This window comes from Salipiger sp. (genome assembly GCF_048261495.1).
Lineage (GTDB): Bacteria > Pseudomonadota > Alphaproteobacteria > Rhodobacterales > Rhodobacteraceae > Salipiger.
Map to the genome: position 1 here is coordinate 99,451 of NZ_JBLXFX010000006.1, position 23,020 is coordinate 122,470.

Annotated in this window: 22 protein-coding genes; 5 read left to right on the top strand and 17 right to left on the bottom strand. The window is 68.6% G+C overall.

The window, feature by feature from the left end:
• Nucleotides 1-152: 152 nt before the first annotated feature.
• Together ACN0RJ_RS13635 and ACN0RJ_RS13640 are read right to left on the bottom strand one after the other, a co-directional pair.
• Nucleotides 153-1,964 carry an ABCB family ABC transporter ATP-binding protein/permease gene (locus tag ACN0RJ_RS13635; RefSeq protein ID WP_417724620.1) on the bottom strand — a complete coding sequence of 604 codons (1,812 nt, stop codon included), beginning with the start codon at nucleotides 1,962-1,964 and terminating at the stop codon, nucleotides 153-155.
• A gap of 90 nt (nucleotides 1,965-2,054) precedes the next feature.
• Nucleotides 2,055-3,776, bottom strand: coding sequence for a LysM peptidoglycan-binding domain-containing protein (locus ACN0RJ_RS13640; protein WP_417724621.1), 1,722 nt, complete (start codon nucleotides 3,774-3,776; stop codon nucleotides 2,055-2,057).
• 111 nt (nucleotides 3,777-3,887) lie between these two features.
• Here ACN0RJ_RS13640 and ACN0RJ_RS13645 point away from each other — a divergent pair, with 111 nt between their 5' ends.
• Nucleotides 3,888-4,439, top strand: coding sequence for a TIGR00730 family Rossman fold protein (locus tag ACN0RJ_RS13645; protein ID WP_417720468.1), 552 nt, complete (start codon nucleotides 3,888-3,890; stop codon nucleotides 4,437-4,439).
• Here ACN0RJ_RS13645 and rarD read toward each other — a convergent pair.
• From rarD to ACN0RJ_RS13695, 10 genes are all read right to left on the bottom strand, one after another.
• Nucleotides 4,382-5,293 (bottom strand): EamA family transporter RarD, encoded by a 912-nt coding sequence (gene rarD / locus ACN0RJ_RS13650; protein WP_417724622.1) that lies wholly within the window; start codon nucleotides 5,291-5,293, stop codon nucleotides 4,382-4,384. The genes ACN0RJ_RS13645 and rarD overlap by 58 nt on opposite strands.
• Before the next feature lie 70 nt (nucleotides 5,294-5,363).
• On the bottom strand, nucleotides 5,364-5,819 hold the full coding sequence (locus ACN0RJ_RS13655) for a host attachment protein (protein WP_417724623.1): 456 nt from the start codon (nucleotides 5,817-5,819) through the stop codon (nucleotides 5,364-5,366).
• Nucleotides 5,819-6,040: a hypothetical protein gene (locus ACN0RJ_RS13660; protein ID WP_417720465.1), complete on the bottom strand. Its 222-nt coding sequence runs from the start codon at nucleotides 6,038-6,040 to the stop codon at nucleotides 5,819-5,821. Before ACN0RJ_RS13660 ends, ACN0RJ_RS13655 begins: the two co-directional genes overlap by 1 nt.
• A 191-nt stretch (nucleotides 6,041-6,231) precedes the next feature.
• Nucleotides 6,232-6,831, bottom strand: coding sequence for a superoxide dismutase (locus tag ACN0RJ_RS13665; protein WP_417724624.1), 600 nt, complete (start codon nucleotides 6,829-6,831; stop codon nucleotides 6,232-6,234).
• 199 nt (nucleotides 6,832-7,030) lie between these two features.
• Complete coding sequence (locus tag ACN0RJ_RS13670; protein WP_417724625.1) at nucleotides 7,031-7,597, bottom strand: sarcosine oxidase subunit gamma; 567 nt, start codon at nucleotides 7,595-7,597, stop codon at nucleotides 7,031-7,033.
• Entirely contained in the window at nucleotides 7,590-10,634 is a 3,045-nt protein-coding gene (locus tag ACN0RJ_RS13675) for a sarcosine oxidase subunit alpha family protein (protein ID WP_417720462.1), read from the bottom strand. The genes ACN0RJ_RS13670 and ACN0RJ_RS13675 overlap by 8 nt, the downstream gene beginning before the upstream one ends.
• Before the next feature lie 25 nt (nucleotides 10,635-10,659).
• Nucleotides 10,660-10,998 (bottom strand): sarcosine oxidase subunit delta, encoded by a 339-nt coding sequence (locus ACN0RJ_RS13680; protein ID WP_417724626.1) that lies wholly within the window; start codon nucleotides 10,996-10,998, stop codon nucleotides 10,660-10,662.
• Between the two features lie 129 nt (nucleotides 10,999-11,127).
• Nucleotides 11,128-11,469 carry a hypothetical protein gene (locus ACN0RJ_RS13685; RefSeq protein WP_417724627.1) on the bottom strand — a complete coding sequence of 114 codons (342 nt, stop codon included), beginning with the start codon at nucleotides 11,467-11,469 and terminating at the stop codon, nucleotides 11,128-11,130.
• A 138-nt stretch (nucleotides 11,470-11,607) separates the two neighbouring features.
• Nucleotides 11,608-12,348 carry a hypothetical protein gene (locus ACN0RJ_RS13690; protein ID WP_417724628.1) on the bottom strand — a complete coding sequence of 247 codons (741 nt, stop codon included), beginning with the start codon at nucleotides 12,346-12,348 and terminating at the stop codon, nucleotides 11,608-11,610.
• The gene (locus ACN0RJ_RS13695) at nucleotides 12,348-13,592 is read right to left on the bottom strand and encodes a sarcosine oxidase subunit beta family protein (protein ID WP_417724629.1); all 1,245 of its coding nucleotides are present in this window, start codon (nucleotides 13,590-13,592) and stop codon (nucleotides 12,348-12,350) included. Before ACN0RJ_RS13695 ends, ACN0RJ_RS13690 begins: the two co-directional genes overlap by 1 nt.
• Before the next feature lie 179 nt (nucleotides 13,593-13,771).
• Between ACN0RJ_RS13695 and ccmI the strand changes: the two genes are divergently transcribed.
• The 3 genes from ccmI (at nucleotide 13,772) to ACN0RJ_RS13710 (ending at nucleotide 15,790) form a co-directional block, all read left to right on the top strand.
• Nucleotides 13,772-14,992 (top strand): c-type cytochrome biogenesis protein CcmI, encoded by a 1,221-nt coding sequence (gene ccmI / locus ACN0RJ_RS13700; protein ID WP_417724630.1) that lies wholly within the window; start codon nucleotides 13,772-13,774, stop codon nucleotides 14,990-14,992.
• 88 nt (nucleotides 14,993-15,080) lie between these two features.
• A complete protein-coding gene (gene ruvX, locus ACN0RJ_RS13705; protein WP_417720456.1) occupies nucleotides 15,081-15,557 on the top strand; it encodes a Holliday junction resolvase RuvX in 477 nt (158 codons plus the stop codon).
• A complete protein-coding gene (locus tag ACN0RJ_RS13710) occupies nucleotides 15,554-15,790 on the top strand; it encodes a DUF1289 domain-containing protein (RefSeq protein ID WP_417720455.1) in 237 nt (78 codons plus the stop codon). Before ruvX ends, ACN0RJ_RS13710 begins: the two co-directional genes overlap by 4 nt.
• A gap of 18 nt (nucleotides 15,791-15,808) precedes the next feature.
• Here ACN0RJ_RS13710 and ACN0RJ_RS13715 read toward each other — a convergent pair whose 3' ends face one another.
• From ACN0RJ_RS13715 to ACN0RJ_RS13735, 5 genes are all read right to left on the bottom strand, one after another.
• Nucleotides 15,809-16,630: a sulfite exporter TauE/SafE family protein gene (locus ACN0RJ_RS13715; RefSeq protein WP_417720454.1), complete on the bottom strand. Its 822-nt coding sequence runs from the start codon at nucleotides 16,628-16,630 to the stop codon at nucleotides 15,809-15,811.
• Between the two features lie 60 nt (nucleotides 16,631-16,690).
• Nucleotides 16,691-17,701 (bottom strand): tRNA dihydrouridine(20/20a) synthase DusA, encoded by a 1,011-nt coding sequence (gene dusA / locus ACN0RJ_RS13720; protein WP_417724631.1) that lies wholly within the window; start codon nucleotides 17,699-17,701, stop codon nucleotides 16,691-16,693.
• A 235-nt stretch (nucleotides 17,702-17,936) separates the two neighbouring features.
• On the bottom strand, nucleotides 17,937-18,446 hold the full coding sequence (locus ACN0RJ_RS13725) for a protein-tyrosine phosphatase family protein (RefSeq protein WP_417724632.1): 510 nt from the start codon (nucleotides 18,444-18,446) through the stop codon (nucleotides 17,937-17,939).
• Between the two features lie 6 nt (nucleotides 18,447-18,452).
• On the bottom strand, nucleotides 18,453-19,286 hold the full coding sequence (locus ACN0RJ_RS13730; protein ID WP_417720451.1) for a neutral zinc metallopeptidase: 834 nt from the start codon (nucleotides 19,284-19,286) through the stop codon (nucleotides 18,453-18,455).
• A gap of 114 nt (nucleotides 19,287-19,400) precedes the next feature.
• Nucleotides 19,401-20,933, bottom strand: a complete 1,533-nt coding sequence (locus ACN0RJ_RS13735; protein ID WP_417724633.1) for an ankyrin repeat domain-containing protein — start codon at nucleotides 20,931-20,933, stop codon at nucleotides 19,401-19,403.
• A gap of 265 nt (nucleotides 20,934-21,198) precedes the next feature.
• On the opposite strand from ACN0RJ_RS13735, the gene ACN0RJ_RS13740 reads away from it, so the two are divergent.
• A complete protein-coding gene (locus ACN0RJ_RS13740) occupies nucleotides 21,199-22,965 on the top strand; it encodes a DNA polymerase III subunit gamma/tau (protein ID WP_417720449.1) in 1,767 nt (588 codons plus the stop codon).
• Nucleotides 22,966-23,020 lie beyond the last annotated feature (55 nt).

Below are 23,020 nucleotides of genomic sequence, written 5' to 3' on the forward strand. Positions count from 1 at the left end.
CGCGTTTCCTATCGGAAACAAGGGCGGTCAGGAAACATGACCAATCCCGGGACGCCTTCGACAGTCCATCAGAAAACGCCCGCGCGCCCCATCGGTTGCGACGCGCCAAATTCCTTGAAAGGAATTTGCAAATCTTTTTGCAAAAGATTTGGTCAGGCGGCGACGTCTTCGGCCTGTTGCCGGGACCAGAGCTGCGCATAGCGGCCGTCCCGCGCCAGCAGCGATTCGTGCGTGCCCTGTTCGACCACGCGGCCCTGTTCCAGCACCACGATCCGGTCCGCATCGGCGATGGTCGACAGCCGGTGCGCGATGGTGATGACGGTACGGCCCTCGCCCGCGCGCTTCAGGGCGGTCTGGATCGACGCCTCGGTCTCGGTATCCAGCGCCGAGGTCGCCTCGTCCAGCAGAAGCACCGGCGGGTTCTTGAGCAGCGTCCGCGCGATGCCGACGCGCTGCTTCTCCCCGCCCGAGAGCTTCAGCCCGCGCTCGCCCACGGCGGTGTCGTAGCCTTCGGGCAGCGAAGCGATGAATTCGTGGATCTGCGCCGCGCGCGCCGCCGCCACGATCTCCTCCTCGGTGGCTCCGTCGCGCCCGTAAGCGATGTTGTAGCGGATGGAATCGTTGAACAGCACCGTGTCCTGCGGCACCACGCCGATCGCCGCGTGCAGGCTTTCCTGCGTCACGTCGCGGATGTCCTGTCCGTCGATGCGGATCGCCCCGCCCGCCACGTCGTAGAAGCGGAACAGAAGCCGTCCGATCGTGCTCTTGCCCGATCCCGAGGGGCCGACGAGGGCCACGCTCTCGCCCGCCCCGACCTCGATGCTCACACCCTTGAGGATCGGTCGCACCGGGTCGTAGCCGAAGGCGACCGCGTCGAAGGACACCACGCCGCCCGACACCGCCAGTCGCGGCGCGCCGGGCTTGTCCGAAACCTCGGCGGGCTGGTCCAGCAGGTCGAACATCTCTCCCATGTCGACCAGCGACTGGCGGATCTCGCGGTAGACCGTGCCGAGGAAGTTGAGCGGCATGGTGATCTGGATCATGTAGGCATTGACCATGACGAAATCGCCCACCGTCAGCGTGCCGTTCTGCACCCCGAGCGCCGCCATCACCATCACCGCGACCAGCCCGCCGGTGATCAGGAAGGACTGCCCGAAGTTCAGGAAGGCAAGCGAGGTGGTGGTCTTGACCGCCGCCGCCTCGTAGCCGCGCATGGCCGAGTCGTAGCGCGCCGCCTCGCGGGATTCGGCGCCGAAATATTTCACCGTCTCGAAATTCAGCAGGGAATCGATGGCCTTCTGGTTGGCGTCGGTATCCTGCTCGTTCATGGTCCGGCGCAGCTTTACCCGCCATTCGGTCACCTTGAAGGTGAACCAGACGTAGAGCGCGATGGTCAGGGCGACGACCGCCAGATACCAGACGTCGAACAGCCAGAACAGCACCGCCCCGACCAGAAGCAGTTCCAGGATCAGCGGCCCGACCGAGAACAGCATGAAGCGCAGAAGGAACTCCACGCCCTTCACGCCCCGTTCGATGATCCGGCTCAGCCCGCCGGTCTTGCGCGTGATGTGATAACGCAGCGAGAGTCGGTGGATGTGGTTGAAGGTCTCGAGCGCCAGCCGCCGCAGGGCGCGCTGGCCGACGCGGGCGAAGATCGCGTCGCGCAATTGCTGGAACCCGACCGTCATCAGCCTCGCCACGCCGTAGGCCACGGTCAGCCCGACCGCGCCCAGCATCAGGTCCGACACCTCGCCCGAGAGGCTGTCGACCGCGTCCTTGTAGAGGATCGGCGTGCCGACGGCGATCAGCTTGGCCACCAGCAGCAGCAGCATCGAGGCGACGACCCGCTTCTTGACCCAGCCCTGACCGTCCGGCCAGAGATAGGGCCCGACGCGCCGGATCGTGCGCCACCCGGAGCGGCGTTCTTCCTCGGCGATCCGGGCGGTGTCGGTATCAGGGGGCATGGGCAATCATCCTGCAAGACGTCCGGCAGGACATAGACCGCATGCGCGCCGGTGACCAGACCGCCGCCCCCCGCCGCGCGCCGGGCCGCCTCACTCGGGCAGGCCGAAGACCTGGCCGGGGTAGATCAGGTCCGGATTGCGGATCTGGTCCTTGTTGGCTTCGTAGATGCGCACATAGGCCATGCCCTCGCCGTAGCGGCCGCGCGCGATCGCCCAGAGCGTGTTGCCCGGCTGGATCGTCACCGCGGACACCGGCTGCTCGGTGCTGCCGGCCAGCGACGCAGCGGCGGCGAGGCGCTCGGGGTCCTCGCGCAGGAAGGGGCTCTCGGCCCGCGCGGTGACCTTGCCGGTCGCGTTCACCTGATCGACGCGCAGCGTGTAGGTGCCGCTTTGGACCGAGGGCAGCAGGGCGGACCAGCGCCCGTCGGCGGCGATGCGCGACACGGTCAGGGCGCGGTTGTCGAGATAGATACGCACGAAGCCGTCGTCGGTGCCGCGTCCGGAGAGCGAGACATCCCCGGCATCGTCGTAGCTGATCGCGTCGATCACCACGCCCACCTTCGGCATGGGACGCGCGGGCTGCATGACCTCGACACCGGTCTCGGTGGACAGCAGCACGGCGGGCGCTTGCGGCGCGGAACCCGGCGCCGGGGCGGGCACGGTGGCATCGGCCACGGCCGGGGCGCCGCCGGGGGCTGGTTCCGCGACCGGCCCGGGGGCGGCGGTCACAACCTCCGGCGCGGGCGCGTCAGGTGTCGCGGGAGCATCGGTCGCTTCCGGTGACGACGCTTCGGCGGTGGAACCGGTTTCCGTCGCGGCGGTGACGTCCGGCGCGGTCCGGTCCGCCCCGGGGTCGTCGGCAACGCGCGTGTCGGCAGCGGATGCGCCGGGAGCGGCCGGTTCCGGCGCCGGGTTGCCCGTGGTCGCGGTGTCGGCGGTCGCTGCGTCGGGGCCTGCGGAGACGGACGGCGTATCGGCGGAGGCGACGGCGACCGGCTCTCCGGTTGCGGACGGCTCACCGGCGGGCTGTTCGGCCGGGGCGAGGATCACCTCTTCGAGCGATTCAACCTCCTTGCCGTCGACCTCCATCCGCAGCCGCAGCACCCGCGCCACCGTGGCGGGCGGCAGGTCGAGCAGGCTGGCAAAACGCCCGGAGGCATCGGTCTTTTCCCAGGGTTGCGCCGCACCGTCGAGCAGCACCGCGACCCGCGCGTCCGGGGCGGCGATCCCGGCGACGATCACGAGGCCGCCCGGCTCGGCCCGCACCATGTCGAAGCGCGGCGGCTGCGGGGTGGCGGGATCGGATGGCGCGATCTGCGTGGCCGCGCTGTCCGTCTCCGGCCCGGCATCGGCTGTCCCGGCGGGATCGGACGGAACGGCGGCGGCGGCGGGCGCGGCTGCCGCATCCCCCGCACCGGGGCTGTCGGCCTGCGCCGTGCCTTCGGCGGCAGCGCTGTCCTGCGCGGGAACGGCGGCGCCGGCCCCCTCCCCCTCCGGTTCAGTCCCGGCCGTGGCATCGGACTCCGCAGACGCGGCGGGCGGCTCCTCCGCCGCTGCGGCTGTTTCGGGAGGGGGCGCCGCCGCGACGAGAGACGTGCCGGAATCGCCCGGCGCCCGGGGGGCATCCGGGGCGGTGACCGCGGCCTGCGGTTGCGGCGCGGCACCGGGGACGGGCTCCTGCGATGCGGCCTCCTCGGCGGGGACGACGATGCCGACCTCGCCCGGTTTCGGGCCGATCACACCGCCAAAAAACAGCCCCGCCGCGATCGCGACGACGCCAAGACTTCCCCAGCCGAGAGCTTTGGTCTGCATTGCTGTCCTTCATCCCCAGATACACCGGCGCGGGCAGAAGGCGGCACGGTTGAGATGGTATAACAATCTCGTTATCAGGGGTCAAAATGCCATTTTGTCAGGGGACTTGCCATGCACACCCGCTCTGTCTGCGTTTATTGCGGCTCGCGCCCCGGGCATGACCCGGCCCATGCCGAGGCCGCAGAGGCGCTGGGCCGCGCCATCGCGGCGGAAAACTGGCGGCTGGTCTACGGCGCGGGGGACGTGGGGCTGATGGGCACGGTCGCCCGCGCGGCACAGGCGGCAGGGGCGGACACCTTCGGCGTCATCCCGACGCACCTGCTGTCACTGGAGGTCGGCAAGCGCGACCTGACCCGGTTCATCGTCACCGAGACCATGCACGAGCGCAAGAAGGTCATGGTGATGAACGCCGATGCCATCGTGGTGCTGCCCGGCGGCGCGGGCACGCTGGACGAGTTTTTCGAGGTGCTGACCTGGCGCCAGCTCGGCCTGCACGAAAAGCCGATCGTGCTGCTGGATGTCGACGGGTTCTGGCAGCCGCTGCGCGGGCTTCTGACGCATCTTGTCGAGGCGGGCTTTGCCGATGCCTCGCTGCTCGACTTCGTTCAGATCGCCACATCCTCGGGCGAGGCCGCCGACATCCTGCGCCGCGCCTTTTCCTGACGGATCGAGCGGGTCGAATAGATCGCGAGGCCGGTCCAGATCAACCCGAATGCCACGGCCTGCACCGAGGAAAACCCTTCGCGGAAGATCACCACGGCGCAGAAGAACTGCAGCGTCGGGTTCAGGTATTGCAGCAGACCCAGCGTGGCGAGGTTCACCCGCCGCGCGGCGGAGGAAAAGAAGATCAGCGGCAGGGCGCTGATGAGCCCGGAGAAGATCAGCAGGAAGCTGGTGCGCAGATCCTGCCCGAAGGCGCCGCCGCCGGTGGCGTGGACCACGAGCAGGTAGCCCAGCGCCAGCGGCAGAAGCAGCAGCAGCTCGGCCGTGACGGAGGCGACCGGCCCCGCCGCGAGCCGCTTCTTGATGAGCCCGTAGAAGGCGAAACTGACGGCAAGGGTCAGCGACAGCCAGGGCAGATGCCCGAGCCCGATGGTCAGCACCACCACGGCGAGCGCGGCGAGGCCGACGGCGGCCCATTGCAGCCGGTCCAGCCGCTCGCGGAACACCACCACGCCGAGGAACACCATGATGAGCGGCATCATGTAATAGCCGAGCGAGGTTTCGGTCACCCAACCGAGCTGCACCGACAGGATGAACAGCCCCCAGTTCAGCGATATCAGCAGGGAGGCGAGGACCAGCGCGACGAAGCTGCGGGCATCGGCGAAATGGCGCAACTGGCGGGTGTCGCGCTGCGCCACGAGGACCGCGGTGAAGATCAGCGCGGACCACACCGTGCGATGGGCGAGCACCTCGAGCGCGGGAACCTCGGCGAGCAGCTTGTAATAGAGCGGGGACAGGCCCCAGATCACCGTGGCGGCAAAGGCCGAAAGCACGCCGGCTCTGGATGAAGTCATCGGGAAGGTCCTTTCCCGACACGCTTACCGCCCGCGTCGGCGGGCGGCAAGCAGGTGCGGGTCGCTCCGGTCAGGCGCTTTCGAGCGCGTCGTGGAGCAGGGACTCGATCTTGTCGATCGGATGGTTGGTCAGGGTCTTGTCGATTTCCGCGACGACCTTGTCGGCCACCTCCTTGTGCAGCTTGCTGCGCAATTCGCCGAGCGTGGCGGGAGGTGCGACCAGGACGATGCGCTCGTAGGCGCCCTTGTGGGCCTGCTGATAGAGCAGGTCGGCCAGCTCGTCGGCAAAGCGCTCCTTGGCCAGTTCGTGCCAGTCGGTGTCGTCATAGGCGGATTTCTGGCCCGGCCCGCCGTCCTTCATCCGGCCCGGCCGGTTGGCGGATTGCTCGCGGTCCGACGGATTGTCCTGCTGCTTGATTCGCACGACGTTGAGGTCGGGGTTCTCGGCATCGACGTCATTGCGCAGGAACAGCGCCTTTTCACCGTCCGCGACCAGAACCCAGGTGCCGTTTGTGAGAATCGCCATCACACCTTCTCCTTGTCGCCGCTGCCGTTCTTGTCCTGCCCTAGCGGGCGGGTCGCGCCGGAGGAGGTTTCGTCGTAGCGCTTGCCCTCGTCGCGGGTGCCGACCTTGCGCTGGAGTTCGCCGCCGCTGCGGCCCTGCTGCGCCGCGCCGCTGTCGGGCATGTCGTCGAGCAGGTCACGGGTTTCGCTGTGGCCGTCACGGGATTTCACACGGTCTGCCATGTCTTCCTCCTTCTGTGTGGATCTGGAGGGTCAACGCCGCGGGGAGGGTCGGTGTTCCGCCATGTGGGGCTCTGCCCCGTCGCGTTTCACGCGACTCCCCGGGATATTTTCGGCCAGAAGATGCCGGGGGATGCAAAAACGCCCCGCGGCGGAGGCGGGGCGTTTTCCTGTTCCGGTGGTGTCGCGCGCGATCACATGCGCGAGGCGACGTTTTCCCAGTTCACGAGGTTGTCGAGGAAGTTCGCGAGGTAGGCCGGACGCTTGTTGCGGAAGTCGATGTAGTAGGAGTGTTCCCACACGTCGCAGCCGAGCAGCGCGGTCTGGCCGAAGCACAGCGGGTTCACGCCGTTTTCGGTCTTGGTGACCTTGAGGCCGCCGTCGGTGTCCTTGACCAGCCAGGCCCAGCCCGAGCCGAACTGACCGGCGCCGGCGGCGGAGAAGTCTTCCTTGAACTTCTCGACCGAGCCGAAGCTGTCCTTGATCGCGGCTTCGAGTTCGGAGGGCATGGCGGATTCGCCGGGGCCCATCATTTCCCAGAACTGGCTGTGGTTCCAGTGCTGCGAGGCGTTGTTGAAGATGCCGGACTGGGCGACGGCGCCCTTGTCATAGGTGCCGGTGACGATGTCTTCGAGGGACTTGCCCTCCCACTCGGTGCCGGCAACCAGCTTGGTCAGCGTGGTCGCATAGGCGTTGTGGTGGAGGTCGTGGTGGTATTCCAGCGTCTCCTTGGACATGCCCTTGGATGCGAGCGCATCGTGCGCATAGGGGAGATCGGGGAGTTCGAATGCCATTGTCATATCCTCTCAATGATGAGCAACCTGTGCGACATTCCTAGACCTGCGCGCCGCGAGGTCAAGCTGCCGTCGGAGTCAAAACGCGGGCGGCGTGTCGGGAGTTCCGGGTTCGGCGGGGTCCGAGCGCGCGATGGCGCACAGCGCGGGCTGCGTCTGCGAACAGCCCCGCCGCGTCGGTCCGCCCGTCGGGGCAGGATCAGAAATATCCCGTTTCCGTACCGGGTTGTGCGGCGTTCTTCAGAAGGTCGAAGGCATAGACCGCGACCGAGCGGAAGCAGAAGAGCTGCGCCTCCTCCGGCGTGCGGAACCAGAAGGCCGCCGCCACCTGCGCGAGCTTGGTGCGGCGCAGCTCGCCCACCGGAAGCGCCTGCGGCGAGAGGTCTGCGGGCGAGAGCCTGGCCAGCACCTCGCGCACCGCGGGGCCCCGGAGCCGCAGGTGGGCGCGGGTGTCGGAGGTGTTCGCGACCAGCGCATGTTCCCCCGCGAGCCGGTCCGACAGCGCCGCCGTGACCGCCGCCGCCCGGTCGTAGGGCAGCAGCAGCAGCAGTTCGTCCGGAGAGAGCCAGAGCACCGAGCGTTCCGGCGTCCAGGTCGCGCAGCGCGGGGCGGGAAAGTCGATCCCCGCGGTATCCGTCACCGCATCTCGGAAGGGCGCGGAGGAAAAATCGCCGCGCAGGGTGATCTGGCCGACGGGGCCGAGATCCTCGACGCGGACGAGCCCGTCGAAACTTGCGCCGCCGAGCGGGGTTGCCACGTCAGACATCCTGCTTTTCTCCTGCCTTGTCGTAGAACACCGGATCGACGATGCGCGCCTTCACCACCTCGGGGTCGTTGGAATGGGCGTCGTAGCCTTCGGTGGTGAAGCTCAGTACCTCGCCCATGCGCTCCGGTCCGTTCAGCACCAGCCCCATGGCGATGCCCCTGCCCAGCGTCGGCGAGTGGTAGGTCGAGGTGACCCGCCCCTGCGTGGCGTGCTGGTGGTTCCTGGTGTGCCCCTCGGCCAGCGCATAGGCGCCGTCGGGCAGCACCGAGCCGTCGAGCGTTTCGAGCCCGACCAGCTTCCAGCGGTCGGGGCTGGTCATGTGGCTGCGTTCCTGCGCGCGCTTGCCGAGGAAATCGGCCTTTTTCTTAGACACCGCCCAGCCGAGGTTCAGATCCTGCGGGATCACCGTGCCGTCGGTTTCGTCCCCGATCATCACGAAGCCCTTTTCGGCGCGCATGACGTGCAGCGCCTCGGTGCCGTAGGGAGTGATGGACCATTCGCGGCCCGCCTCGATCAGCTTGTCCCAGAGCGCGCGGCCCATGTTGGCGGGCACGGCGATCTCGTAGCTGAGTTCGCCCGAGAAGGAGATGCGGTAGATCCGGACGGGAAGCCCCGCGAGGCTGCCCTCGGCCAGGGTCATGAAGGGCATGGCCTCCTTGCTCACGTCCATCCCGCCGAGCTTTTCCAGCAGTTTGCGGGCGTCGGGGCCGACCACGGCGATCTGGGCGTATTGCTCGGTGAGATTGGCGGTCCAGACCTTCCAGTCCCACCATTCGCATTGCAGCCAGTCCTCCATATGGGCGTGGATGTGGTCCGCACCGCCGGAGGTGGTGTGACAGAGCCAGCTGTCCTCGGACAGGCGCACCACGACACCGTCATCCATGAGGAAGCCGTTTTCGTTGCACATGAGCCCGTAGCGGCATTTGCCCACCGGCAGGGTCGACATCATGTTGGTGTACATCATGTCGAGGAAGCGGCCCGCATCCGGCCCCTTGACGAGGATCTTGCCCAGCGTGGAGGCGTCGAGGATGCCGAGGCTTCGGCGGGTGGCGTTGATTTCGCGCGCGACGGCCTGGTGCGCATCCTCCGCGGCGCGGGGGTAGCAATAGGGGCGGCGCCACTGGCCCACCGGCTCCCAGGTCGCGCCGTTGCCCTCGTGCCAGGCATGGATGGGCGTGCGGCGCAGGGGCTGAAAGATCTCGCCGCGCGCCTCGCCCGCGATGGCGCCGAAGCTGATCGGCGTGTAGGGCGGGCGGAAGGTGGTGGTGCCGGTCTGCGGGATCGGCTGCCCCAGCGCATCGGACAGCACGGCGAGGCCATTGATATTGCTCAGCTTCCCCTGATCCGTCGCCATGCCGAGCGTGGTGTACCGCTTGGCATGTTCGACGCTTTCGTAGCCTTCGCGGGCGGCAAGCTGGATATCCGAGACCTTGACGTCGTTCTGGTAGTCGAGCCAGGCCTTCGCGCGCAGATCCGGGTGCGCGCCCTGCGGCATGATCCAGACCGGGGCGAGGGGCACGATGCCTTCGGGCGTGCCGGTGGCCTCGGGCGCGGTGCCGGACCCGGCGGCAAAGCCTGCCGCCTCGGCGCAGGATTTTCCGGCCCTGTCGGCGCCTTGCAGCACCTCCGCCAGGCTGACATCGCCGTTCGCCGCACCGGCGGCGGTGACGAAGGGCAGACCGTCATGGCCGGTGGCGGGGCGCGCCGGGTCCGGGCGGAAGCAGGCGGCGGCCTCGTCCCAGAGCAGCTTGCCGCCGCAATGGGACCACAGGTGCACCACGGGCGACCAGCCGCCCGACATCGCCACCGCGTCGCAGGGGATGACCTCGAGCACGGCGCCCTGCCCGGCCTGGATGCAGGTCGCGACGCCTTCGACCCGCTTGCCGCCGAGAACCTTGGCGACGGCGCGGCCCGGTTCCACCCGGATGCCGAGTTGGCGGGCCTCTTCCATCACCCTGCCGCCGCCCATCGGGCGGGCGTCGAGGATCGCGGGCACGTCGAGCCCGGCGCGCTTGAGCAGCAGCGCCGTGGCATAGCCCTCATCGTTGTTGGTGACCACGACCGTGCGGTCGCCGGGGGCGACACCCCAGTTCACCACGTAGTCGCGGATGGCCGAGCCGAGCATGACGCCCGGCACATCGTTCCCGGCAAAGCTGAGCGGGCGCTCGATGGCGCCGGTCGCGGTGATGACCTGCCGCGCGCGGATGCGCCAGAGGCGATGACGCGGGCCGGAAGTGGCGGGCGCGTGGTCGGTCAGGCGCTCGTAGCCCAGCACGTAGCCATGATCGTAGACCCCGGCCCCCATGCAGCGCAGGCGGAGGGTGACGTTCTCCATCGCGTCGAGCGCGGCGACGGTGTCATTAACCCAGTCGTCGGGGTCCCTGCCGTCGATCTCGCCGCCGTCGACCGGCGCGCGCCCGCCCCAGAAGGCGGTCTGTTCCAGCACCAGCACCCGCGCGCCGGTTTCGGCCGCGGCCCGCGCGGCCTGCAACCCGGCGACGCCGCCGCCGATCACCAGGACGTCGGCGAAGGCGTGGAAATGCTCGTAGCTGTCCGCGTCCCGGCTCTCGGCCTGCGGTGCCTTCCCGAGCCCGGCCGAACGGCGGATGATCGGTTCGTAGATATGCTTCCAGAACCCCTGCGGGCCGATGAAGGTCTTGTAGTAGAACCCGGCCGGCAGGAACCGCGCCAGCAGCGAATTCACCGCGCCCACATCGGTTTCGAGGCTCGGCCAATGGTTCTGGCTGACGGCGGTCAGGCCCTCGAACAGCTCGGTCGTGGTGGCGCGCTGGTTCGGTTCGTAGCGCGCGCCCTCGCCCAGCCCGACCAGCGCGTTCGGCTCTTCGGAGCCGCTGCCGACCACGCCGCGAGGGCGGTGGTACTTGAAGCTGCGCCCCATCAGCATCTGGTCGTTGGCCAGCAGCGCCGAGGCCAGCGTATCCCCGGCAAAGCCGCGCAGGCGCTTGCCGTTGAAGGTGAAACTGACCTGGCGGCTGCGGTCGGTGAACCGCCCATCCCGGGCGAGACGCGTGCTCATGCCTGTGCCCCCGTATCCTTGCGTGTCATTGCCCGTCCCCGAAGCTTCCCCAGCGCCAGCCGGGCCGTTTTTCCGATATGCGCGCGCAGAGATCCTGCGGCGGCGCCTTGCTCTGTGCCGGGTAGGTGCCGAAGACCTCCAGCGTCGCGCTGTCGCGCGCCGCGAGGAACCACTTGCCGCAGCCGTAGGCGTGGCGCCAGCGTTCGAAATTCACGCCCTTGGCGTTGATGCGGTCGAAGAGATAGCCCTCGAACGCCTCGTCGCTGGCCCCCGGGCCTTCGCGGGTCACATGCGCCTCGCCCCCCGGCGAGAGTTCGGTTTCGCAGGCGTCGATGCCGCAGCAGGGGCAGGTGAGGATCAGCATGGGGCCGCTCCGTTCGTCAGGGTGGGACGGCAAGGCCGTGCGGACAGCGAAACGGCACCGCGGGCGGGTGCCGCGATGCCGTTCACTACATGAGGGGCGGACGCGCCGGAGGGGCGCGCCGCGATAGAATTACTGACCGTCGGTCGCCTGTTCGGCAGCACCTTCGGCCGCATTGCCGACGCTTTCGGCGGCATTGCCGATGCTTTCGGCAGCGCCCTGTGCCGCGTCGCCGGCGCCTTCGATGGTGACGGTGACATCGCTGTCACCGGCGCCGGATGCGGTCTCGCCGCCGCCGAATCCGCCGAAGACGACGAAGGCCACAACCGCGAGAACGACGACGACCGCGCCAAGGATGAACGCCATGCCGGAGTTGCCTCCGCCTCCGGTCGTGGTGGTCGTGGTGGTGGTGTGGTCGCGTGCCGGGATGTAGGCTTCACGGGTGGTGCGGTGATCGTAACTCTGGTCGGACATGGGTGCGTTCCTGTGCAATGGGGTATCGCCCAGACAACACCCGACATCGCGAAACCGTTCCATGCTTTGATCGGTGCGATTCCGCCAGCCCGCGCGCTGAGAACTGATGATGCGATTGAACCGTCAAGGCCAAGAATATCAGACATTATTTTCCGGCTCCAAGAATTGCAGGTTTGGAAATAGGTCACCAAATTCCTTACGGGCAGCTTCCTGGAACCGCGCCAAAAGCCTTCGCCCAAATACAACATCCCTGTCCAAGCGTTCCATAATCGTTCCGAGCAATCTTTGCAGAGCACCAATCCGAACGTCAGCAAGAATCGCCTCTCGTCCCTCCAGAACCGAAGTCAACACGGCGGCACCGTCAGTGTTCGCAGACACCGAGCCAGCCTCGAGCCTAGCAGTTAATTCCGCTCTTCGCTCGTTGTATAAACTTACTGCGGATTCCATTGATTCCGCGCGCCTCTCGAATATCAGTAAATCACCAAGAAGTTCGGCATCCGAACCGCGAAGGAGGAAAGTTATTTCTTCGGTGCGAAATCTCTCGAAATTAGCTCTCAAACTTCCGATTTCTTGAATTTTTTGTACAGGAAGTAGCGCACCATGCCCTTCCGCGTCCGCCTCATCGAACTGATCATCGATCGTACCCTTCATAGAATGCATGTAATTTGCGTACTGCAAAATTTTTACAAATGCACCCTGAGCTAGAGAGGCTCGAATTTCAGATCTATCAATTGCCTTCTGCTTCAAAGCGAATCTATTCGACTGAGATCTAGCAATGAAACTACTCACAATTGATATTGCCCCCCCTAAAATGAGGGAACCAACCGCGACCATTACGGTCAGCCTTTGATCGACGTTCAGGCTGGACCAAATATCCATCAATGCGCCACACCCGCCGCCACGCTTTCGTCGATGAACCGGCCCTCGCGGAAACGGTTGAGACCGAACTCCTCGCAGAGCGGGGAATGCCCTTTCGCCATCAACTCGGCAAAGCCCCAGCCCGAGCCCGGGATCGCCTTGAACCCGCCGGTGCCCCAGCCGCAGTTGACGAAACACCCTTCCAGCGGCGTGGTCGACAGGATGGGCGAGCGGTCGCCCGTCACGTCCACGATGCCGCCCCACTGCCGCAGCATCTTGAGCCGCGAGATCATCGGGAAGGTCTCGATCAGGGCGCGCACGGTCTCCTCGATATGGTGGAAGGAGCCGCGCTGCGTGTAGTTGACGAAGCCGTCCGTGCCGCCGCCGATCACCATTTCGCCCTTGTCGGACTGGCTCATGTAGCCGTGTACGGTGTTTGCCATGACGACCACGTCCATGCAGGGCTTGATCGGCTCGGACACCAGCGCCTGCAGCGCGACCGATTCCAGCGGCAGGCGGAACCCGGCCTTTTCGGCCAGCACCGCCGAATGCCCCGCCACCACGATGCCCAGCTTGCCGCAGCCGATGTCGCCCTTGGTGGTCGAGACGCCGGTGACCTTGCCGCCCTCGGAGCGCACCGCCGTCACCTCGCAATTCTGGATGATGTCCATGCCCATGTCGGAACAGGCCCGCGCATAGCCCCAGGCGACGGCGTCGTGCCGCGCGGTGCCGCCCCGCTCCTGCCAGAGCGCCCCGAGCACGGGGTAGCGCGGCCCGTCGATGTTCATGATCGGGCAGAGTTCCTTGACCCGCTTCGGGCCGATCATCTCGGTGCGGATGCCCTGCAGCAGGTTGGCATGGGCGGTGCGCCGGTAGCCGCGCAGCTCGTGCTCGGTCTGGGCCAGCATCATCACCCCGCGGGGCGAGAACATGACGTTGTAGTTCAGATCCTGGCTCAGCGTCTCGTAGAGCGACCGCGATCGTTCATAGATCGCGGCAGACGCATCCTGGAGGTAGTTCGAGCGGATGATCGTGGTGTTGCGCCCGGTGTTGCCGCCGCCGAGCCAGCCCTTCTCGATCACCGCGACATTGGTGATGCCGAAGTTGCGGCCGAGGTAATAGGCGGTGGCAAGCCCGTGCCCCCCCGCCCCGACGATGACCACGTCGTAGCGCGGTTTCGGCTCGGGCTTGCGCCAGGCGCGGCCCCAGCCGGTGTGATGACGTGCGGCCTCGCGGGCGATGGCAAAGACGGAATAGCGTTGCATGGGCCTCGAATCCGCTGAAGTTCCCTGGTGTTCTGTCTGCATTGCATCACGCCCGGCCCCATGACCGCAACCGTCACAATTCCGCATCTTTGCGACATGGCCAATTCGCCGCGCATCGCGGGCCTTTTTTCCGGGGCCCCGGCGCTATACATGACCCCGGAGGAAACACGGGACGAGGCATGGCGCTTTTCTGGACGATCTCGGCATGTGTGGCGCTGGCTGTGGCCGGGGTGCTGTCGCGCGCGCTGCTGCGCGGGCGGCGCGAACCCGAAGCGGCGGGCGCCTACGACCTGCAGGTCTACCGCGACCAGTTGAAGGAGATCGACCGCGATGCCGCCCGCGGCACCGTCGCTCCCGAAGAGGCCGCCCGCCTGCGCACCGAGGTCTCGCGCCGCATCCTCGCCGCCGACGACCGCGCCACCGTCCCGCCCCCCGAGACGCCGCGCGGCCCCCGGATCTTCGGCGCGGCGCTGGTGACCGTGGCGCTGCTCGCCGGGACATTCGCGCTCTACGCGCGGCTCGGCGCCCCCGGCTACCGGGATGTCGCCCTGTCCGACCGCATCGCCGCCGCCCGCACCCTGCGCGAGACCCGCCCCTCCCAGGCCGAGATCGAAGCCCGCCTGCCCGAAACCCCGTCCGCCGAGGCTCCCGCCGACTACCTCGCACTGGTCGAGCGCCTTCGTGCCGCCGTGACCGAGCGTCCGGACGACCTGCAGGGCCATGTCCTGCTCGCCCGCTCCGAAGCGGCCCTCGGCAACTACCGGCGGGCCTATGCCGCCCAGCGGCGCCTGATCGCCCTCAAGGGCGAGGCCGCGACCGCCGCCGATTACGCCGACCTGGCCGACATGCTGGTGATCGCGGCGGGCGGCTACGTCTCGCCCGAGGCCGAAGAGGCGCTCGACGAGGTGATGAGCCGCGACCCCGCCAACGGCGTCGCCCGCTACTACGGCGGGCTGATGATGGCCCAGTCCGACCGCCCCGACGCCGCCTTCCGGATCTGGGATCAACTGCTGCGCGAAAGCGGCGCGGACGAGCCCTGGGTCGCGCCGATCCGGCAGGAGATCGGCGACATGGCGATCCGCGCCGGCATCAACGACTACACCCCGCCCGACTTCGCCCTCCCCGGCCCCTCCGCCGCCGACATGGCCGACGCCGCCGCGATGTCCGAAGAGGATCGCGCCGCGATGATCCGGGGCATGGTCGACCGTCTCTCGGACCGCCTCGCGACCGATGGCGGCACCCCCGAGGAATGGGCCCGCCTCATCGGCGCCCTCGCCACCCTCGGCGAGACCGACCGCGCCTCCGCCATCCGGAACGAGGCCCGGACCGTCTTTGCCACCGACCCCGAGGCGCTCGCCACCATCCGCGCCGCCGCGGACCGCGCCGGGATAGCCGAATGACGGCCCCGGTTTCTTCTGGCCCGAAATATCCCGGGGGAGTCGCCGCAGGCGACGGGGGCAGCGCCCCCCGCAACGCAGGACGACCGCGATGATCCACGAAGAGATGACCGATTTCGCCGCCGCCCTGCCCGCGCGCCGCCCCCTCGCCGGGCTGGACCTCGGCACGCGCACCATCGGCGTCGCCGTCTCCGACCTCCTGCTCGGCGTCGCGACACCGCAGGAAACCGTGAAACGCAAGAAATTCACCGAGGATGCGCAGCGCCTCATCGCCATCCTCACCGATCGCGCCATCGGAGGCATCGTGCTCGGACTGCCGCGCAACATGGACGGTTCCGAAGGCCCGCGCTGCCAGTCGACCCGCGCCTTCGCGCGCAATTTCTCCCGCCTCTGGGACGGCCCCATCACCTTCTGGGACGAGCGCCTCTCCACCGTCGCCGCCGAACGCGCGCTGATCGAGGCCGACACCTCGCGCGCCAAACGGGCCGAACTGATCGACCACGTGGCGGCGGGCTACATCCTGCAGGGCGCGCTGGACCGGCTGCGCCACATCCGGAGCACGCCATGACCGACGAGATCTGGAAACGCGACGAGATCGAAAGCCCCTGCATCAAGATCTGCGTCATCCACCCCGAGGCCCGGCTCTGCACCGGCTGCCTGCGCAGCATCGACGAGATCACCGCCTGGTCGCGGATGTCCCCGGATGCGCGCCGGGCGGTGATGGCGGATCTGCCCGATCGCAAGGCCCGCCTGGCCGTGCGCCGCGGCGGCCGCCGCGCGCGGCTCGCCCGCGACGACTGACGCCGCGCCCGCCTGCCTTCAGAAGAAGGCCTTGCGCAGCATGTTGGCCGCCACGATCAGGATGAAGACCGCAAAGGACCGACGCAGCGTCGTGTCCTTGACCGAATGCGCCAGCTTCGCCCCCATCGGCGCCGTGATCAGCGTCATCGAGATGGCGACGGCAAAGGCCCCGAGGTTGACCGAGCCGATGGTCAGCGGCGGCCGCACCTCGGCCGGGATCGGCACCAGCAGGAAGGCCGCGACCGACGGCACCGCGATCAGCACGCCGAAGCCCGCCGCCGTCGCCACAGCCCGGTGCATCGGCACCGAGCAGAGCGACATCGTCGGCACCCCGAAGCTGCCCCCGCCGATCCCCATCAGCACCGACAGGAAGCCGACCAGCGGCGAAAGCGCCGCACGGCGCCAGCCGGTCGGCATCGCCGGGGCGAGCCGCCAGTTCTTGCCGCCGAAGGCAAAGTAGAGCCCGATGACGATCGCGAGACAGCCGAACAGGGCCTGCAGGAAATCCGTCCTCAGCCGCGCGGCCGTCGCGACTCCGATCAGCGCACCGATGGCGATGCCGGGCGCCCAGGTCTTGAGGATATCCCAATCCACCGCGCCCTTCTTGTTGTGCGACAGCACCGACCGGACCGAGGTCACGATGATCGTCGCCAGCGAGGTTGCCAAGCAGATCTGCATGAGCTGCGGGCTGTCGAAGCCCAGGGTCTCGAAGGTGAAGAGAAAGGCCGGCACAAGCACGATGCCGCCCCCCACGCCAAGAAGGCCCGCGATCAGGCCGGCAAAGGCGCTGGTGACCAGCAGCAGGCCGAGCAGGGGAAGAAGGGTCGAAAGGTCAAACATGCGCGCGTCCTCGAAACGGTCTCACGTGGGCTTAGACCCGCCCCCGGGCAGGTGCAAGCATCAGGCCGCGCACGCGAGCCCCGAAAGCGCCGCCTCGATCACTTCGGGGCCAGCGCCGCCGCGATGCGCCTCCTCCGACAGATGACGCCGCCAGGCCCGCGCGCCGGGCCGACCCGCGAACAGGCCCAGCATGTGCCGCGTCACCTGGTTGAGCCGCCCGCCCGCGGCCAGGTGACGCTCCACATAGGGCAGCATCCGGCGCGCGATGTCCTCCGGCTCCGGCGGGCGCGACGCTTCGCCGAAAATGCGTGTGTCCGCCCCGGCGAGCAGATCCGCCGGCCGCTGGTAGGCCGCGCGGCCGATCATCACCCCGTCGAGCCCGCGCGCAAGGAACGCCTCGGCCTCGTCCAGCGCGGTGATCCCGCCATTGATCGAGACATGAAGCTGCGGAAAGGCCTGCTTCATCCGCACCACGAGGTCGTGATCCAGCGGGGGAATGTCGCGGTTCTCCTTGGGGCTCAGCCCCTGCAGCCAGGCCTTGCGCGCATGGATCGACACCCGCCGGCACCCCGCCCGCTCCACCTGCCCGAGGAACTCCGGCAGCACGTCGTCGGGGGTCTGGTCGTCGACGCCGATGCGGCATTTCACCGTGACCTCGACCGACACCGCCTCGCGCATCGCCGCCACGCATTCCGCGACAAGGCCGGGCGATTTCATCAGCACCGCTCCGAAGGTGCCCGACTGCACGCGATCCGACGGGCAACCGCAATTGAGGTTGATCTCGTCATAGCCCGCCGCCTGCCCCAGCTTCGCCGCCTCGGCCAGCTCCACCGGGTCCGACCCACCAAGCTGGAGCGCCACCGGATGCTCGGCCGCGTCATGCTCGAGCAGATGCACCGCCCCGCCCCGCACCAGCGCCGGCGCCGTCACCATCTCGGTATAAAGCAGCGTGTTGCGCGACAGCATCCGGTGCAGATACCGGCAATGCCGATCCGTCCAATCCATCATCGGAGCGACGGAAAGTCGGGCTGCCGTCGCAAGGTCGGGTTGTTGCAAAGGGTCCGGGATCATCCTGTCATTCCGTTTCGGCGCTGTCCGCCCGTTCGTTCCGGGCGCATCTCGCGGGCCCTGCTCGGGAAACCGGGGCCATTGGGCCCGCATCGTTCGGGCGAGCGATACACCGAAACCGGCGCCTTTGACAAACGCAAGGCTGTGGAGATCAAGGGCAGGACGGGGAGAGCGCTGCGATCCGGAAGGCCGGAAGCACCGGAACGGCGCGCGTGAAGGCGAAAGCCGGGACGGAGGATCAATCTCCGTGGCGGACGAAGGTGGCGGCTTCGCGGCGCGCGGCCCTGGCCCAGGTCATCTGGTCTTCGGTCTCGACCGCGCAGGGGCGGATGGCGCGCAGCCGGGCGAGCGCATCGTCGCCGGCCTCGCCGGCCTCGATCATCAGGCGCAGCGCGACCATGCCGGAGCGTCCGCAGCCGCCGCGACAGTGGATCAGCACCCGGCCGCCGCCCAGGAGCGCCTTGCGCGCCCGCGCGCTGACCTCGGGCCAGTTGCGCAGGAACCGGTCGTCGGGAACGCCGAAATCGGGGATCGGAAGGTGGACCCAGCGCGTGCCGTGATCCTGCACATCCTGTCCGAGGCCTCCGGCGCCCGCCCCGACCAGTTCGGCCATGGTGACGAGCGACACCACCATGGCCGGACGCCATTCGGCGATATGCTGCAGATCGCCGGGGTAATCCCCGTCGACCCCGGGAAGCGGTGACAGGGCCAGGATGCCCCCGGAAACCGGCAGCGCGTGTATCGCCATTCCCGATCAGAGCCTTTCCGCGCCGAAGGTGTCGCAATCGGCGACCATGCCGCGATCGTAGCCGCGCTTGAACCAGCGCGACCGCTGCTCGCTGGTGCCGTGGGTGAAGGTGTGCGGCTGCGGCACCCGTCCGGCCGAGCGCTGCAGCGCATCGTCGCCGATCTGGCGCGCGGCGTTGATCGCCTCGTCGATGTCGCCGGGGTCCAGCAGGCCGTCCACCCCCTGGGCCCAGACCCCGGCGAGGCAATCGGCCTGCAGTTCGAGCCGCACGGTGATGGCATTGGCCTGCGTCTGGCTGGAGGAGGCGCGGATCTCCTCGACCTGGCCCAGCACGCCGAGCTCGTTCTGGACGTGATGCGCCACCTCGTGCGCGACGACATAGGCCGAGGCGAAATCGCCCTTCGCCCCGAAGCGCTGCGACAGCGTCGCAAAGAAATCGGTATCGAGATAGGCCTTCTGATCCACCGGGCAGTAGAACGGTCCGGTCGCCCCGCTGGCGCCCCCGCAGGGCGAGTCGGTCTGCCCCGCGAACAGCACGAGGACGGGGGGGCGGTAGGTGCGGTCCATCTGGTCGCGGAAGATGTCGGTCCAGACGGTTTCGGTGGTGGCCAGCACCCGCGAGGTGAATTCCGCCGCGCGCTCGTCCTCGGCGCTGACCTCGCGCGGGGCGCCGCCCTGCTGGGTGACTCCGTTCAGGATCGGAGTCACGTCGATGCCGGTGAAATATCCGATGGCCAGAACCACCAGCAGGCCGACCCCGCCGATGGAGGCACGACCGCCCCCGGACATGCGGCGGCGGTCCTCGATGTTGCGGCTTCCCCGTATTCCTTTCAGCCGCATGGGCCATCCCCTTCGTTGGCAATCCGGTTGCGGACGCGACCGCGACAATGTTGCACAGGTCACGGCGTCCGTTAAGGGAAATCCCGCGAGGGCCCGTCCGGTTCCATCGGCGGGTCAGACCACCTGCCCCGGATGCCGTGCGGCCCAGGCCCCCAGGAAGTCCGCGACGTCCTTGCGCCCCGCCCCGGACAACAGATCGCGGGGCAGCGCGACGCCATGGGTCAACACCAGATCGAGGCAGGCGAGATGATCGCGCCGCGCCCGGTCGGGCGCGTTTTCGGACCCGTGCAGGATCGTCGACAGCAGGGTGCCGCCATAGGCGTTCACATGGGTGAGGTCGGGCTTGAGGCTCAGCAGGTAGGCCAGGGTCTCGGGCACGCCGTTCCAGCCGGCGATCTGGACCGGCGTCACCCGCTCGTGCCCGTCCGGGCGGTCGTAGGGAATGCCGAGGCCGACCAGCGCGCGGATCTGGGGCAGACGCTCGGGCAGATGCGCCAGTTCGCGCAGGATGTCGCGATAGGCCGGGGCAAGCTGTTCGGGGTCGATGTATTCGCCGGGACTGTCGAGCCCCCGTGCCGCGCGCGCCAGCAGCGCCTCTTCGCGCGACAGCGGACCGCCGTGCCCGCGCGCCTCCAGCGCCTCGACGACGGCGGTGCTGCCGACGGCCCGGGCGAAGGCGTGAGGGCGCGTCCACTGCCATTCCGTGCGCGGGTCGGCACCGGCGTCGAGCAAGAGTTCGACCATGCGCCGGTCGCAGCCCCGCCGCGCGGCCTGGTGCAGGGCCGGGATCACGCGGGGCGCTTCTCCGCCGACCTCGGCCGGGTTGAAATCGTCCACGCGCGCGCCTGCGGCGATCAGCATTTCCACCGCGGCATGGTCGTTGAAGTCGAGCGCCCGGAGCAGCGCATTGGTGCCGCGGGGATCGGCGCCATGGTCGAGCAGCAGGCGCAGCCCCTCGTGGTGCCCGAGCTCGGTCGCATGGTAGAGCGATTCCCCGTCGTCGGGATCGGCCCCGTGACGCAGCAGCCACTCCGCCATAACCATGTTGTCCGCATGGCCGATGGCGCCGTAGAGGGCGCTGAGCGCGTGATCCGCGCCGGGGCTGACCGGATAGCCGTCGTTCACGTCCGCGCCATGGGCCAGAAGCGCGTCGGCGATGGCCAGCATGTCCTGCGCGAGGTCGGGTCGCTGGTGGATCCAGCGCGAAAAGGCAAGATGCAGGATCGGCGTGCGCAGACCGAAGCGCTCGGTCGCCAGCGCGGGATTGTCCGCGAGCGCGGCAAGGACCGCCTCGCGCCGGTAGAGCGCGCATTCCAGCCCGAATAGCCCGTCCGCGAGGTCGGGCGTTTCGGCCAGCAGCGCGGCCGCGGCCTCGTTCCGGCCGTGGAACAGCGCGATCTTCAGCCGCTGTATCCGGCCCGCGCGATCAAGGCCCTGCGCCTCGGCCGCGGCCTTGAGCCGGGGCCAGCTCTCGAACCCCTGCTCCTGGGCGATGACATGCAGGACATCGGCGCGTTTCAGCGCGGCGGTGCTTTTGCGCGGGGCGTGGCGGGCGATCCGTTCGATCGCTCCGGGGTCGCGGGCCATATAGGCGCGGTGCAGGCGCCGGGCCTCGCGGCGCAGGTCGTCGAGTGTCGCATCGGACATGAGTCGGGTTCCTCGAATGCCGCCCGATGGTCCGCTGTGCCGGGCGAGAGAAATCCGAATTTTCGTCGAAAATTCGCAGTATGGCAGGTGCGGGCGCTTTCCGCGGACCGGGCGGCCCCCTGCCGGAGGGCCTTCCGGTTCATACCCCGGAACGGCGCGCGGGAAAAGATGCCTCGCGCGGGGATGCGCATTCCGGGTCGCTGCCGGTTTACCTCGACCGGCCGCGCCCTTACCTTGGGCGGGTCCAGAGGAGTCGCCCCGCATCATGTCCGACAGCCCGAAGTATCAGGTGCTCGCCCGCAAGTACCGCCCCGAGACCTTTGCCGATCTCGTCGGGCAGGAACCGATGGTGCGCACGCTGAAGAACGCCTTCAAGGCCGGGCGCATCGCGCAGGCCTTCATCATGACGGGCATTCGCGGCACCGGAAAGACCACCACCGCGCGGATCATCGCCAAGGGGATGAACTGCATCGGCCCGGACGGCACCGGCGGCCCGACCACCGAACCCTGCGGGGTCTGCGAGCACTGCCGCGCCATCATGGAAGGCCGCCACGTCGACGTGATGGAGATGGACGCGGCCTCCAACACCGGCGTCGGCGACATCCGCGAGATCATCGACTCCGTGCACTACCGGGCGGCCTCGGCCCGCTACAAGATCTACATCATCGACGAGGTGCACATGCTGTCCACCTCGGCCTTCAACGCGCTGCTGAAGACGCTGGAGGAGCCCCCCGCCCACGTGAAGTTCATCTTCGCGACGACCGAGATCCGCAAGGTGCCGGTCACCGTCCTCAGCCGGTGCCAGCGCTTCGACCTGCGCCGGATCGAGCCGGAGGTGATGATCGCCCTTCTGCGCCGCATCGCCACCGCCGAGGGGGCCGAGATCACCGACGACGCGCTGGCCCTCGTCACCCGCGCGGCGGAAGGCTCCGCGCGGGATGCCACCTCGCTGCTCGACCAGGCGATTTCGCACGGCGCGGGAGAGACCACCGCCGACCAGGTGCGCGCCATGCTCGGGCTGGCCGACCGGGGTCGGGTGATGGACCTCTTCGAAAGGATCATGCACGGCGATGCCCCCGGCGCGCTGACGGAACTGTCCGGCCAATATGCCGACGGCGCCGACCCGCTGGCGGTGCTGCGCGACCTGGCGGAGGTCACGCATTGGGTGTCGGTGGTCAAGATCACCCCGGAGGCCGCCGAGGATCCGACGATCTCGCCGGACGAGCGCGCGCGGGGCGAAACCCTGTCGGCCAACCTCGGAATGCGGGCCCTGACCCGCATGTGGCAGATGCTGCTCAAGGCGCTGGACGAGGTCAGCCATGCGCCGAACGCCATGATGGCCGCCGAGATGGCGGTGATCCGGCTGACCCACGTTGCCGAACTGCCCTCTCCGGAAGAACTGATGCGCAAGCTTCAGGACAGCCCCCCGCCCCCGCCCGGCCCCGCCGGCGGTGGCGGAGGCCACCACGCCGGCGCCCCCGGCGGCCATGTGCAGGCCGCGGGCCAGCCGATGGCCAGGGCCACGCACCCCGGCCCCTCGGGTCCGTCGGCCTCGGGCGGGTCGGCGGCGCTGGCGGTGGCGGCGGACCATGCGCTGGCCCATTACCCGACCTTCGAACACGTGCTTGAGCTGATCCGCGCCAACCGGGACATGACGCTCTACATGGCGGTCGAAAGGGGCCTCAGGCTGGCCGCCTACCAGCCGGGTCGGATCGAATTCACCCCGGCCGAGGGCGCCGACCGCGACCTCGCGCAGCGGCTCGGCGGCGCGCTCCAGCGCTGGACCGGCAACCGCTGGGGCGTCTCGGTCGTGAACGATTGCGACACCCCGACGATCTACGAACGCAACCACGCGGCGGAACTCGCGCTCAAGGCCCGCGCCGCCGAACACCCTCTGGTCAAAGCCGCGTTCGATGCCTTTCCCGGGGCCCGCATCCTTGCGGTCCACACCCCGGAAGCGGCCGCGCGGGAGGCCGTCGAAGAGGCCCTCCCCGAGGTCGAGGACGAATGGGATCCCTTCGAGGAGGAATGACGCGCGGCCTCCGGAACGAAACCGCCACCCGCGCGGTTGTTCTGCAAACCCGGAG